This is a genomic window from Paenibacillus sp. 7523-1 (genome assembly GCF_002276415.1).
Lineage (GTDB): Bacteria > Bacillota > Bacilli > Paenibacillales > Paenibacillaceae > Paenibacillus > Paenibacillus illinoisensis_A.
The window spans coordinates 209,622-223,583 of sequence record NZ_NPBR01000008.1; the positions used below are offsets into that span (position 1 = coordinate 209,622).

The following is a 13,962-nucleotide window of genomic DNA, read 5'->3' on the forward strand; positions in this document are numbered from 1 at the left end:
TACAACAACGACAAAACCAAGGGCCTTTAATGGCCAAGCCTCTCCTTGTGAGAGGCTTTTTTATTATGTTCATATACCAAGAGACAAGGCTTAAAAGAATGCTGTAATTCTTCTAAGCCTTGTCTCTCGGGGTACAGCACTGACATCGTTGAAGCTTTTCGAGATGATACAACTGACGTAGTCATCCTCTCGCATCAAGAGCTAACCACCCGTTCATGGCGAATAGGCAATGGGATATCTTGTGGAACCTGTCTGCAAACTGAACCGCCCTCCACCAATGTAACGTAGATTCGTTCATGGTCCACCGGTTCTCCGGCAATAATTTTGATTAACTGCTCCGCTGCAAGGGAACCCCATTTCCTTTTGGAATAATCAATGGTGACCAGTCTTGGTTGAACATATTTGCTCAGTTCAATGTTGTCAAAACCGATGACATCAATATCCCGGCCAATCTGCAGCTCACTTTCGGCCAAGCGATTACACAGACCAATGGCCATCTCATCATTGAGACAGAACACTGCAGCCGGTCTCGTATACTCTTGAATAATTAACTCAGCAGCCTGCTCTCCGCCACTTTTCTCAAAGTCTCCCACAATCTCGATCCATTCGACATTTGCTTCCCGCTCGGTCACTTGCCTTACCGCTTTCATCCGCTGTGCCGAGTCAAATGAACCCTCCGGACCGGTTACGACATATATCTTCGTATGTCCCTGCTCAATCAGATGTTCCATCGCCAGTGTAGCTCCTGCCTTGTTATCCAGCAGTACCTGATTGATATTCGGATGATGAAGCTCTCGGTCAAGAACGACAATTTTATGTCCCCGATCGGCATATTGCAGCAGCTCCTCGCTGGCAAACGTATGATCAAGTATAACCGCTCCATCAATCATTCGCTCCGGAAGCATCCGGTGGGACTGCTTGCCACTGCAGACAATCAAGTCATATCCCTGAGCGTTGCAAACCGTTTTCATCCCACTAAGCAAATCCCCATATACATCTCCGCTAAAGTCTGTCAGAAATACACCGAGAATTTTGGACTCCCTTTTCTTCAACGTTCGTGCGGCAGCGTTCGGTACATAGTTCAGCTCTTTGGCAATGGCCAAAATTTTGGAGCTGGTCTCATCTGTCACTTTATTGCTGCCATTCAGCGCATAAGACACGGTGGAGATCGAAACCCCCGCCTTTTTGGCGATATCCTTGATACTGACCACAATCTTCGCTCCCCTGTTATGTTGATCAGGCCCTCCGGGCAGGAGGACCTGACTTCTTGAATAGTTGGCAAACGGACTAACCCTTATCTAAATGACACTCCGGTTACAGAATCATCTTTCGATCGCTGTTACTCCAAAGTTCTTCTGCTATTTTTAGCTGTAAATCTCGATCACGTTACCTTCGGCCAGACCTTGTTCAAGGGTTGTATGTGATATACGCAGTCCCCCCTGACGATAAGGCTGCTGCAGTCTCGTCGTCTCCAGTTCCTTGCCGTTAAGCAGCACACGTTGTACCGTTTCTCCGCCAAGATGATAGACAAAAATCACTTTCTTTCCGTTATATTGGAAATCAAAGTGCAGGCCATCCAGACTTGCCGGAAGGATGGGATCGATTACGAGATCCTCTTCCTCTTGGCGAATGCCCAGTGCGTTCGAGATCAGTTGGTTCATGTAAATCCCTGGTCCGCTGGAATAGATTCTCCAGCCGCCTTTTACCTGAATATCACCGGTGCGAAGCTTATCGAACTGCTCCTGTGCATCGTAGCGGTTGTTAAATTTACCATCAGAACTGCTGAAGTAAGCATTGCTCTGACGGAGATCCGCATTAGGCACGACTTGCTGAATACCCACAGGGTTGATAATGCCAAGGCCGTTCCATACTTCCTCGGGATTACCAAGTTTCGCCATGGCTTCAATGTAGCGAATATGTGCATGCACATATTGCAGACCAACTTCACGACCGAAGTTGGACGCCTGTTCTGCACGTTTGAAATGTGTGCTTACCCCTCCATCGTATTGGGCTGGGCGGTTCATAAGCCGCACACCGTCCGGGCAGAACAATTTGTCCTTAATCAAACGATAGTGGGACGCTGCCTGTTCAGGCTCCAGAAGCTCGGCAATCATGCTGCGTGTCATCGGCAATAGACGGTACTGAATGCCAGTCTCGCTATCATCCGGATGCAGCATCCGCTTGGCTTGCTCTGGATCTTCCATATATACAAAACCAGGAATAACGTCGGTATCCAGCATATATTTGTTGAAGTCCTTTTTCACCCCTGCAGCCATGCTGCTTAATTCTGCCGCTAGTTCCGGCTTCACAGGCACAAGTGCTCTGGATAGCTGACTCAGTGTTTGATACGTAAGGGCAACGGTCCAGCTGCTGACCATATACTGTTTCAGTTGGGCATTCGCGGGTTGAAGTGTATCATCCCAGTCTCCATCACCATACGAGGAAAGGAATGTATCATGCAGGAAGTGGCTGCGGATATATTCAAGCTCTTTCTGCGCATGCTCCAGCACCGATGCTTTCTCTTCACTAAAATGGAAACCGTGTTTAACGGTGTAAGGAACCTCTTCATCCAGAATGGAGTAATCCTTGGTCGCAATCAGGTAGTCACTCAGTACTTTAAGCGGCCATACAATGATATCTCCATGGCTCTCTTCCTGCTGAATTTTGAAATAACGGTCAAACATGAACCATTGCGGCCAGTTGCCGTCATCCTCATACTGGTGCGAATACACCATTTTCAAAATATCGCGGACCTGTTCATATTTCTGCGTAGCCATAAAGTATTCGACCGGCCCCTGACATACATCCCGTGTTCCCCAAGCTGCGCCGCCATATTGCTCCAAACCGTGCGGAACGGAGTAATGGACCAGCATATTATGGGTATACCACCATGCAAGCGCATTGACCTTGAACAACTCTTCTTCATTTGGCTTCCCAGGACGCGACAGATGGAACCCGTTCATGACTTTCGCATAAAAGGCACGATAAGCATCCACTTCCTCCTCGAAGCTGCGTGTGGACAACACCACACTCTCTCCTTCAAGCAGGCCTTGAATGGTCATTGTCCATTCAGCCGTACTCCCCAGCTGCAAAGTGAAAATGGATCCGTCACCCGAATTCACACCACTCGCCAGTCGGGTCTCATCGCCTACCTTCACTCCCGCTCCGCTCACTGACATGCGATATTCCAGATTCGGGTATTCCTTGGCGCTGAGGCTGTCCGTATTCGCCTTAATGCGAAGTTCACCGTTCTGTTCGGTGACACGGGCAGGTAATTCATATTCATTCACATTCATGGTGATCTGATTGGTGATCAGGTAGCGATAAGCGATTCCTTTTTCCGATTTCACATGCAAACGTATTTCAGGAGTATCCAGTGTTGTATAGTTCGTGACAATCAGCGTGTCCTGATCCGTTTTGTAATACCAGCGCACATAGTTGAAGCCCATCTCGAAGAGAGACGGCATGGTGAGCAGATGGAAGATTCCGTCCATCTCCACGTAGATCCGCTGACCGGAGGATTTTGCAATATTCAGCGCACTGCGGGCATTGCTCATCATTTTGTTAAAGTTCGTATTGCCCACAACGATGTGTGAGTTAAAAATACCGTACATATAGGAAGTCGTCGTAATTACATTCTTCCCCAGTTTCACATTGTTTCCACTCATCAGAATATGACCGTGCGGACGCTCCACGCGCATTTCCTTTTCCTTGAGGACAATATGCTCATATGTGTCTGTGAAAAACGCCAGCAGCTCGCCATCGGCACGTTCTTCCTGTTGTCTGGTTGAGGCCGGGAAACGGGCATTCACTTCGTCTTCAGACATAGCCATAGTACGAAGCGGCTCACCAAGAGCCGGGTTCAGGGAAACTTTAGGCAAAGCATTGGCAGAGCCAGCTGCAACCGAAGCGTTCCCAGCACGTTTCGCTTCATATTCGTTCCAGGCTTGTTCCACCACATCTTTATATCCCAGTTCCTTAATGGCTGCCGCATGATTCGCCTGGAAAAGGCCGTAGAATACAAAGCGGGCTTCGCCATTCAAAACCACAGTTTCTGACTGAAGGGCAGTATACGCAAATTCATATTGATATACCTCATTCGCCAGCGACGGTTTAAGCAGGCTTTCCGGAATATTCGTTTCCTTGTAGCTTAAGCCAAAGAATTGGAATCCATCGGTTGAATACCCCGTAGCACGAGTTAAAGATCCCTGCTGCACATAAGGAAATACCCCGCCCTGGGGTTGATTTTGCCTGGATGCTACGACATAACCCCATTTGTCATCCTCGAATACGGCATGATCGATATATTGCGAAAGATAGGCTTCATTGCTTCGTACCGCTCCGGGGTCAGCTATGCCAATGTCTTGGCCGTAGATGACATCCACTTTTTCCCCGTGGCCATTAACCGTTACATCCCAGAACCAGACTCCCTGAGCTGTCGGTGCAAAAACAACCTGATAAGTCACACCTTCCGCATTTCCCACCCACACCAAGCGGTCTCCGTCCTGATGAACCTGGCTCTCGGAATGGATGCCGAGCATCGGGACATAACGAATACTGGATTCGTCATGAAAACGCAAATAGAGATTATTCATGGACCCGTCCACCGGACTTGTCATTAGTTGATTGATCATGGCCTGTCCACTTACTGCCTGGAACAGATCACCGCTCTCCCAGAATGTGAAGTTCAGCTCGCCGGCTTGAATGTTGATTTGCGATCTAGTCATCGTATTCATGAATCTATTCATATCCTCCTATCCTGCCTTCTTCCTCTGCCAAGCAGCCATGAAGAAGGCAGTGCAGCTTCACTGCATTTTTATGTTAAAACCAATCACTCACTTGGGGTAACTTGCATTCATTAAACCAACTTGAACGTGCGTTCCATAGTATCGCGGCTGTTAGGACCGACAAAAATCTGGAATGTCCCTTTGTCACTGCGATAAGTCAGATCGGAATGATGATAGCGAAGTTGTTCCTCATTTAACGTAAATGTAGCCGTACCGCTCTCGCCTGGCTCAAGTGCAAGTTTCGTATATCCCTTCAGCTCACGCATTGGACGGACTACCTCACCGGTTACATCACGCACATAGAGTTGAACCGTCTCCACACCTGCGCGCTGTCCGGTATTCGTTACACGAACCTGGATGCTGATCGGTTGATCAGCAGTCATCTCATGGCTGGACACTTCCAGATCACCATATTCAAATGTGGTGTATGACAAGCCATAACCAAACGGAAGCAGTGGCTCGTTCGGACTATCTATATACTTTGAAACATAACGTTCTTCCGTTTTCTCCGGGTTCAGAGGGCGTCCTGTGTTGAAATGGTTATAATACACCGGAATCTGACCTACGGACTGCGGGAACGACATCGTCAAACGTGCAGATGGATTCACTACGCCTATGAGAACATCAGCAATCGCTGCTCCGCCTTCACTGCCGGGGAACCACGCTTCAAGTACGGCATCCGATTCTTCAAACACGCCATGCAGATCCAAAGGACAACCATTAAAAATCACGCTAGCCATCGGTTTGCCTGTTGTCTTCAACTGTTTGATGAGTTCAAGCTGAGCTGCTGGCAGACGAATATCGGTACGCGAACCACCTTCACCACTCATTTCAGAATCTTCACCCAGAGCCAGAACGATAAGGTCTGCTTTGCTCGCTGCTTCCATGGCTTCAGCAATTTGTTCCGAGGTGATCGTGTGAACGCCACTTCCTTGGGCCATGTGAACCTGTCCGTGCTGCAGACGCTCCTGCAGTGCCGTTCCCAGCTTGACAGCATCCGCCTTCACGCCTTCACAAGACCACCAGCCGAGAATGTCTTCACTCTGGGCAAAAGGCCCGATCAATGCGATATTCGCTTCCGGCTGAAGCGGAAGTACGCTGTTATCATTTTTCAGCAAAACAGCCGATTTGGTTGCCAGCTCGTAGGATACCTGACGATGTTCCTTCGAGAATACAATCTCGCGCTCGCGTTCCGGATCAGCGGCACGGAGTGGATTGTCGAACAATCCCAGTTTTTCTTTGAGCTGCAGAATACGGAGTACAGCCTCATCGATAAGCTTCTCTTCCACTTCACCGCTCTGGATCAGCTCAGGCAGATGATTAACATAACAAGGGGTCATCATCTCGATATCCACGCCTGCGCGAATGGCACGGTATGCCGCTTCACGATCATCTTCAGCTGCACCATGAGCAATCATCTCGCGGATGGAAGCCCAATCCGAGATCAATACACCATCAAAGCCCCACTCGTCACGTAAAATGTCACGCATCAACTTTTCATTACCGCTCGCTGGGATGCCATCTACTGTATTGAACGAAGCCATCACCATTTCGACACCTGCATCCAGAGCAGCTTTGTATGCTGGCAAATAATACTCACGCAGATTGCGCTCGGACATATCTACGGTGTTATAGTCACGTCCGCCTTCAACAGCGCCATACGCTGCAAAGTGTTTGACGCAAGCAGCGAGACGATCTGGCTCATCTTTCAAACTGTCTCCCTGATATCCTCGTACAAAAGCCGCCGAGAACAGGCTGTTGAGGTACGGATCTTCGCCTGTCGTCTCCATCACGCGGCCCCAGCGCGGGTCACGAACCAGATCCACCATTGGAGAAAATGTCACATGCAAACCGGATACTGCGGATTCGCGTGCAGCAATCTCTGCACTTTGCTCAGCCAAGTCCGTATCCCATGAACACCCAATCGCCAGTGGAATCGGGAAAATCGTTTTAAAACCATGCACCACATCCGCCATAAACAACAGTGGAATACCGAGACGGCTTTTTTTCAGATAGGCTTGCTGTACATCAATAATGGCCTGTGCGCCTGACAAGCCCAGGATGGAGCCACTGGCAACGACAGATTGCTCTGTAATTCCCATTTCTTCCATCGGTCCAGTAATCTGGCCTTGGGCATCCGTCCCTTCGTAAAAATTGGCGGTCAATTGAAGAAGCTGAGCTGTTTTCTCCTCCAGCGTCATCTGTTTGACCAGGTCAAGCAATTGCTCATTATTCATATCCGCTATCCTCCACTGCATGTTGTTGAAATAAAGAACCCGGCTGCGTTCGGGGAGAGACCGCGCACCGGGTTCAAAATGGTGGGCTGACAGAATCTCCTGTCATGTCCCATCTTGTTAACTACTGAATGATTACTTGAATTCGCTGTTCAGTTCATCCAGGTAAGGTTGAACCAGGGACATCTTGCTGTTCACCCATTCTTTCCAGTTAGCTTCCAGATCTCCACTTTTGAGGATCAGGTTGGCATATTCGTTCTGGTAATCGAATGAAGCTTGACTCTTAGCTTTGGAATCATACAGGTTGACATCCCAGTCGTATGTTGCGAGCGATTGACCTTCTGTACCGAGTTTTGCTTTTTCCTCGAACAGTTTTACGGCTCTATCACGGTAATCCTTTTTAATAGCAGGGTTTACAACACTGAAGTCGTCACCCAGGAGATACAGACCTTCGAAGCGTGCTGGGTATTTGTCTTCCAGAACTGTTCCTTCTGGCAGCAAGCTAACCAGTTCGTTGTTTTCATCATATTTCCAGTCCGTTCCTTCGAAGCCCATGTTAATAAGCAGCTGTCCTTCTTTTGTCGCGGAGTAGTCGATCAAATCCATAATTCGTTCAAATTTCTCGTCACTGATGTCAGGGTTGAAAATCAGTGCAGACCAGAAGTTTGCTTGCTCCAAGTTGCGGTATTTACCGTCATCTCCAAGAACGATTGCAGTGTGTACCAGCTCATCACTATCTACACCCAGATTCTTTCTCATATCCGTGTCCAAACCTTGTCTGTATGAAGCCAATCCACCCAGACTTGTAACTGCAGCAGTACCTGTTACTTTAAAGTTGTTTTGACCTTCATTGTTTTTCCATGTGTAGAACTCTGGATTGAGCAGTCCATCCTTATAGGCTTTTTGCATCAATTTCAGTCCTGTCAGCGTCTCGGGATCTGCTGGTCCCCAGTGGAACTGACCATCTTCACCTTTATAGAACGGAGAATCCGTCATGGCATGCACGCTGTTCGGCATAATCATGTTTGTCATAGCATCTGCCGCATTATAGGACAGAGGTACAAGTTTGTTGCCTACTTTGCCTGGATCTTTTTCTTTCACAAGCGCAGCATATTCATTAATTTCAGATGTTGTATACGCATCTTTCAGCTCGAAACCAACTGCTTCAGCCCAGTCCTTACGGAGAGCAATAACCCCGATTTGGTTTGTCAGTGGATCAGCAGGTTTGTTCTCATAATAGATTGGTCTAGGTAAGAGATACGTTCCGCCAGTCAGTTCTTCCAACTTATCTCCGAGTCCTGTCAAGTTGTAAGCGGCTGCCACGTTCGGCCAGCGTTCCTTCCAGTCATCCGGGAATTTGTAGAAGAGTCCTTGATCAATATTGTTCAAGGCATCACCGTGAACATAGTTCCATACGGATACATCCGGCAAATCTCCTGAGTTGATCCACAGGCGAAGTTTTTCGCCCCATGAATCCCAGTCAATATAGTTGTAGTCCCAAGTTACATTGAACTTGTCTGTCCAGAATTTATGGAACTCATTATCCATGTTCCCGTTTTTTACTTCTGTAAGGTTAGCTACAGAGATGGTCAGGTTATCTGTATAATTTCCCTCTGCATCCTTCTCGTTGCTACCTTCCGAACTACTACTGGAACAAGCTGTCACCACCAACATCAACATACAGAGCGTGATGGCAAAAATGGATCTAACAGACAACTTTTTGTTCGTCTTCATGCTTTTACCCCCATGTTTTTTAGTAGAATTTTAAGTCAAAATCCTATACGTATAATCAGGTCTTGATAGCCCCTGTTAATACCCCTTTGGCAAAGTGCTTTTGCAGCATTGGGAAGAAACACATAATTGGCACCATAGTGACAAATACCGCAGCCATTTTCATCCCCATTGAGAAATTGCTGACTTGCGTTGCATCCACGCTGGAAGCATTGGAGGCATTGGTTTGTGATGTAGATATAATCGTCCTAAGTACATTTTGCAGTGGTAACTGATCCGCCTTTCGCAGGAAGATCATCGCGTCGTACCAACTGTTCCAGTAGGCCACGCCATAGAACAGCGTGATCGTAGCGATAATGGGTGTAGCGAGCGGAAGAACGACGTTGAACAGTATTCTCCACTCCCCTGCACCATCCAGACGCGCAGATTCCATTAGCGATTCCGGCAAAGTGTAGAAGTAGTTCATCATCAGGATCATGTTAAATGCACTGAAGCTTCCCGCCAGAATAACGGACCATAGCGACCCCGTCAGATGAAGTGATTTCATGATCAGGTAGAGTGGTACGATACCACCATTGAAGATCATGGTGAACAGCACTAGGAAAAAGATAAATTTCTTAAACGGAAAGTTACTGCGACTTAGTCCATATGCCATGCTTGTTGTCAGGAACATACTGAGAGGCAAGCCAATCACTAGCAGGATCAGTGTATTTTTGTACCCCGAAAGGATAGTCCCGTCCGCAAACAGTGCTTTATAGGAATCCAAAGTGAACTCTTTAGGAAACATCAACAATGGATTGTCGGCATATTCTTTTTGTGTTGCAAACGAGATCATGATGACATTCCAGAACGGAATCAGAATCATCAGGGCAAGCACAAGTAAGATGGCGAAGATAACGTAATCCAGAAGCGTCATTCGTTCTGTACCAATCTTTGACTTTTTGTTAGCTTTCTTGCTCATTTCATTTTTCCTCCTTTCTTATCGGAACAATCCATCTCCGCCAAGCAGCTTCGCAAATCTGTCAGCAAGAAGCAGCAAGATCATATTCACAAGGGAACGGAACAAGCTGACCGCTGTCGAGAACGAGAAGTCGGTTGATGATTGGAACGTAATCCGATAAATATATACATCGAGTACTTCCGATACATTTTTGGTTGCGGCATTTGCCAAGTTGAAGATCTGATCGAAACCGGATGACATCAAACCACCGACAGACAGGATAAACATAACGGTGATGGTCGGTAGGATGTTCGGCAACGTAATGCGGAACATTTGCTGCAACCGTGAAGCTCCGTCGATCTGTGCAGATTCGTATTGATCCTGATCGATACCCGAGATCGCAGCGAGGAAGATGATGGCACTCCAGCCGCTTGATTTCCAGATATCTGTTAACAGAAGCATCGGTACAAAGTTGGATTCGGAACCCAGGAAGTTAATCGTTGGCAATCCAAGCAATGCAAGCGTGCTATTCACCAATCCGTCATAAGCCAGTACATTAATGACAACCCCGGATACGATAATCCACGAAAGGAAGTGAGGGAATGTAAGAACCGTTTGGAACCACTTTTTCCCTCTGCGCATACGCAGTTCATTCAGTAAAAGGGCCAATATAATCGGGAATGGGAATTGGATAATCAGCTTCAAAATGTTGATATACAATGTCCGCCATACCGCGTCTATAAACGTTGGATCCCGGAAAACGTATTTGAAGTTCTCAAATCCGCTCCATGGGCTTCCCCAGATTCCCAGGTTCGCTTTGTAATCCTTAAATGCCAGAGACAGACCGCCCATTGGCATATAAGCAAACAGGATGAGCCAGACAAGCCCCGGAATTAGCAGGGTGTACGTCATTCTGTGCTTCCAGATTTCACTCCAGAGCGAATTCCCTTTCAAGTTTCCCTTCAGCTTTTTGCTAGGTCCTTCGGCTGCAGGTTTCAATTTGCATCTCCTCACTCTACTTTGGTCTTGTCGTTATACAGAAAATCAAACATGGTTCTCAGGTGATGCTCCCAAAATCTCCATTCATGAGCTCCCGGAGATTCAACGTACCGGAAATGATACGCAGTTCCCATCATGTACTCGGCGAACCTACGGTTCATTTCAATAAATGGATCACTTTCACCGCAGCAGCTAAGCACATCCGGTAAAGGCCTGCCCTGTTGCAACAATTTGTCTGACAGTGCGTAGATGTCCTGGTCGGGCTTTACCTGTAACCGTTCTCCAAAAACCGCTTTCATTTCCTTGATCATACCGGGTGGCATATTGGGATCATGAAGCCTTGTCTGAATGTCGGTTACTCCGGATAAAGAAACCACCTTGCGATAACGTTCGGGATAAGTCAGTGCACATTTCAGAGCACCGTATCCACCCATGGACAATCCCGCAATGTAAGTCTTCTTGGGATCCGTGTTCAGGTTGAGCTGACGTCTGCAAAACTCAGGCAGCTCCTGAGTAATGTAATGGAAGTAATTCAGGCCGTATTCCATATCGGTGTAGTAGCTTCGGTTTGCCTCCGGCATGATGATGGTACAGCCATATTGTGCAGCGTACATTTCAATTGTAGTCAATCGTTGCCATGTACTCGCATTATCGCCTGCCCCATGCAGCAGATATAGCGTACCGCCTGAAGTCTCTCCGGAGTCACTGGACACTACATGTATGCTTGTGTTCATGCATAATGTAGGCGATCCGGTTTCGATCGTGATGTGTGCCATGTGCAACCCCTTTCATCATCAGCTGTCGCCTGTACTCTCTCTACTCTCGCTTTTCTGCTACGACTTTTTGCCGTTCCCCCATTACCCTGCTAGTTATCGAAACGATTTTCTCGAATCGTTTCAAAACATAGCTAACGTTGATTCACATGGACTTAAAAACAGCACTTTTTACTTGGAAGCGATTTCTTCGAATCGTTTCGAATAAATCATAATCCCGATGAGTAAATCCTGTCAATAACCTTTTTACAAATTTCGCGTTATTTTCTCAAAAAACTTCTTTTTCGAGTGTAAATTTGCGTCAAAAGGCACTTTATTTGTGAAAATTCACCCTTTTGGTAACCGTTTGCACATCTTTCATTGACATCACCTTCGGATTGTACTAACATAATTTCTGATTTTGGTTCCAGATTACGGAAACGTTTCACCACCCATAAAATGTCGTCTTTTTTAATGAAAGGATGTTATTATGTCCACCATTGTTCATCGCTTTGTTCAACATATTGAGGCTCAGCAATTAAACGTACTTTCAGTTCGTGTGCTGCAGCATGGAGAAACACGTGGGATGTGGGATCGGACTGAGGATAAGCGGCGCTTACAGCATTCGATCAGTAAGTCGTTTACCTGCATGGCTGTAGGATTGGCACTCGAAGAAGGCATATTCACACTCGAATCCAAACTGGGAGAATACTTCACATGGCCAACACCTGCTCCGGACCTAACAGCATTCTCTCCTGCGGATCTCTCACTGTATGATCTGCTGCGGATGTCTTCAGGGCATGATGTGCCTGTGCTCTGGGCGGAGGAACGGGCCACGCTTGCGGAGAAAGATTGGGCTAAATATTACATGTCACTTCCAATCGACAGAGTCCCTGGCGAAGCATTTACATACAGTAGTGCCGATACTTTTATGATCTCGGCCATGTTTCAGGCAGCCTCGGGCCAGACCGTAAAAGATTATCTGGTTCCCAGACTGTTTGATCCGCTGGAGATTTACAACGTCGAATGGGAAACCTCTCCACTGGGCATTACATTAGGTTGTGCGGGCTTGCAGCTTACGAATGAGGAATTAGGCCGGTTCGGACAGTTCTTGCTTCAGAAGGGCAATTGGAACGGCAGTCAGCTGGTTCCTGCGAAATGGATAGACCAAGCAACAACTCGCCAGATAACGACGCCGGGTGAAGGCGATTGGGGACAAGGATACGGATATCAATTTTGGCTGTGTTCTCACAATGCATACCGTGCTGATGGGGCTTATGGTCAACTATGCGTGGTCCTGCCCGGACTGGACGCTGTAGTTGCCGTTAGTAGTGACGAATTGAACATGCAGGCCATTTTGGATCTGATCTGGTCCGATATCCTTCCCCATCTTGAAAGTAAACCATTAAGCTAGTTTATATGATTATATGTTAAATGTATTTTTGCAAAGTATATTGAAAAAACAAAAGAAGTATCATGCCTTTATCGGTCATGATACTTCTTTATTTTACTTACCCGTGCTGTGGAAGCTGGGTCATTTCATCTAGACATTGTGCGCATATGTAACGCTCTTTGAACTCATTGACTTCTTCCATTGATCCGCAGAAAATACATTTTGGACGGTATCTCTCCAGAATGATATGGTCCCCTTGTACTAAGATCTCTACAGGATCTCCCTCATTCATTTGATACCTTTTACGCAAAGATTTAGGCAATACGATCCTACCCAATTGATCAACTTTGCGAACTACTCCAGCTGGCTTCATAGCTACGGCACACCTCTCCTATCTTACTCTAAATTTCTAGGTACAATTGTACTATGTTTAAAGATTCGCCAAGATTTTGTCGAATCCTGCTGGAAATAAACATTTTTTGTCCTTTTTTTTGAAAAATGTTTTTTTAGCGAATTCTAACAAGCACTTGAACGCGAATTAGGATCAATCCAAGCCCGGAAAATTCAATTGTCGTAATGCTTCATAAACGATAATTGCCGCCGAATTGGACAAGTTTAATGAACGTACATCACCTGTCATTGGCATTCTCATACAAGTTTCCGGATTGGCAGCAATTAATTCAGGAGGTAGTCCTTTGGTCTCTTTGCCAAAAACCAAAAAATCTTCATCCTGGAATGTAAAATCGCTATAGTTGTTCTTCGCCTTCGTGGTTGCGTAGAAAAAGCGACCCTCCGGATACTTTTCCTGAACCTCAGCGAATGAATCATGATATTCAATGTGAACTGCATGCCAGTAATCCAGGCCAGCCCGCTTCAAGGTAGCATCATCCGTCCGAAACCCTAGTGGGCGAACCAGGTGCAGATGCGTACCCGTAGCCGCGCAGGTGCGAGAAATATTGCCGGTATTCGCGGGAATCTCCGGTTCAACCAGAACGATATGCAAAGCCATATGTGTTCAATCTCCTTTAAGTTCATGTATCTGTTGCAATCCTCTAATTCTAAAGAAAAGCCTCCCACACGTCAATGTGGAAGGCTCTGGAAGGGCTAGATTCGAAGGCTAAGGCCC

10 protein-coding genes are annotated in these 13,962 nt (G+C 46.8%); 1 reads left to right on the forward strand and 9 read right to left on the reverse strand.

The window, feature by feature from the left end:
* Nucleotides 1-194 precede the first annotated feature (194 nt).
* The 7 genes from CHH60_RS09925 to CHH60_RS09955 all read right to left on the reverse strand — a co-directional run bounded on the left by CHH60_RS09925 (nt 195) and on the right by CHH60_RS09955 (nt 11,467).
* Entirely contained in the window at nt 195-1,211 is a 1,017-nt protein-coding gene (locus tag CHH60_RS09925) for a LacI family DNA-binding transcriptional regulator (RefSeq protein WP_095359069.1), read from the reverse strand.
* 153 nt (nt 1,212-1,364) lie between these two features.
* Complete coding sequence (locus CHH60_RS09930) at nt 1,365-4,736, reverse strand: GH36-type glycosyl hydrolase domain-containing protein (protein ID WP_095359070.1); 3,372 nt, start codon at nt 4,734-4,736, stop codon at nt 1,365-1,367.
* Nucleotides 4,737-4,858: 122 nt separating this feature from the next.
* Nucleotides 4,859-7,024 (reverse strand): beta-glucosidase BglX, encoded by a 2,166-nt coding sequence (gene bglX / locus CHH60_RS09935; RefSeq protein ID WP_095359071.1) that lies wholly within the window; start codon nt 7,022-7,024, stop codon nt 4,859-4,861.
* Nucleotides 7,025-7,156: 132 nt separating this feature from the next.
* Nucleotides 7,157-8,755 carry an ABC transporter substrate-binding protein gene (locus CHH60_RS09940; protein ID WP_095359072.1) on the reverse strand — a complete coding sequence of 533 codons (1,599 nt, stop codon included), beginning with the start codon at nt 8,753-8,755 and terminating at the stop codon, nt 7,157-7,159.
* Nucleotides 8,756-8,810: 55 nt separating this feature from the next.
* Nucleotides 8,811-9,713 (reverse strand): carbohydrate ABC transporter permease, encoded by a 903-nt coding sequence (locus CHH60_RS09945; protein ID WP_095288264.1) that lies wholly within the window; start codon nt 9,711-9,713, stop codon nt 8,811-8,813.
* An 18-nt stretch (nt 9,714-9,731) separates the two neighbouring features.
* Entirely contained in the window at nt 9,732-10,691 is a 960-nt protein-coding gene (locus CHH60_RS09950; RefSeq protein ID WP_095359073.1) for an ABC transporter permease, read from the reverse strand.
* An 11-nt stretch (nt 10,692-10,702) separates the two neighbouring features.
* Nucleotides 10,703-11,467, reverse strand: coding sequence for an alpha/beta hydrolase (locus CHH60_RS09955; protein ID WP_095359074.1), 765 nt, complete (start codon nt 11,465-11,467; stop codon nt 10,703-10,705).
* 466 nt (nt 11,468-11,933) lie between these two features.
* On the opposite strand from CHH60_RS09955, the gene CHH60_RS09960 reads away from it, so the two are divergent.
* Nucleotides 11,934-12,857, forward strand: a complete 924-nt coding sequence (locus CHH60_RS09960) for a serine hydrolase domain-containing protein (protein WP_095359075.1) — start codon at nt 11,934-11,936, stop codon at nt 12,855-12,857.
* 97 nt (nt 12,858-12,954) lie between these two features.
* Here CHH60_RS09960 and CHH60_RS09965 read toward each other — a convergent pair whose 3' ends face one another.
* Together CHH60_RS09965 and trmL are read right to left on the reverse strand one after the other, a co-directional pair.
* Nucleotides 12,955-13,209: an AbrB/MazE/SpoVT family DNA-binding domain-containing protein gene (locus CHH60_RS09965; RefSeq protein ID WP_024629045.1), complete on the reverse strand. Its 255-nt coding sequence runs from the start codon at nt 13,207-13,209 to the stop codon at nt 12,955-12,957.
* A 171-nt stretch (nt 13,210-13,380) separates the two neighbouring features.
* Entirely contained in the window at nt 13,381-13,845 is a 465-nt protein-coding gene (gene trmL, locus CHH60_RS09970; protein ID WP_095288268.1) for a tRNA (uridine(34)/cytosine(34)/5-carboxymethylaminomethyluridine(34)-2'-O)-methyltransferase TrmL, read from the reverse strand.
* Between the last annotated feature and the right edge of the window lie 117 nt (nt 13,846-13,962).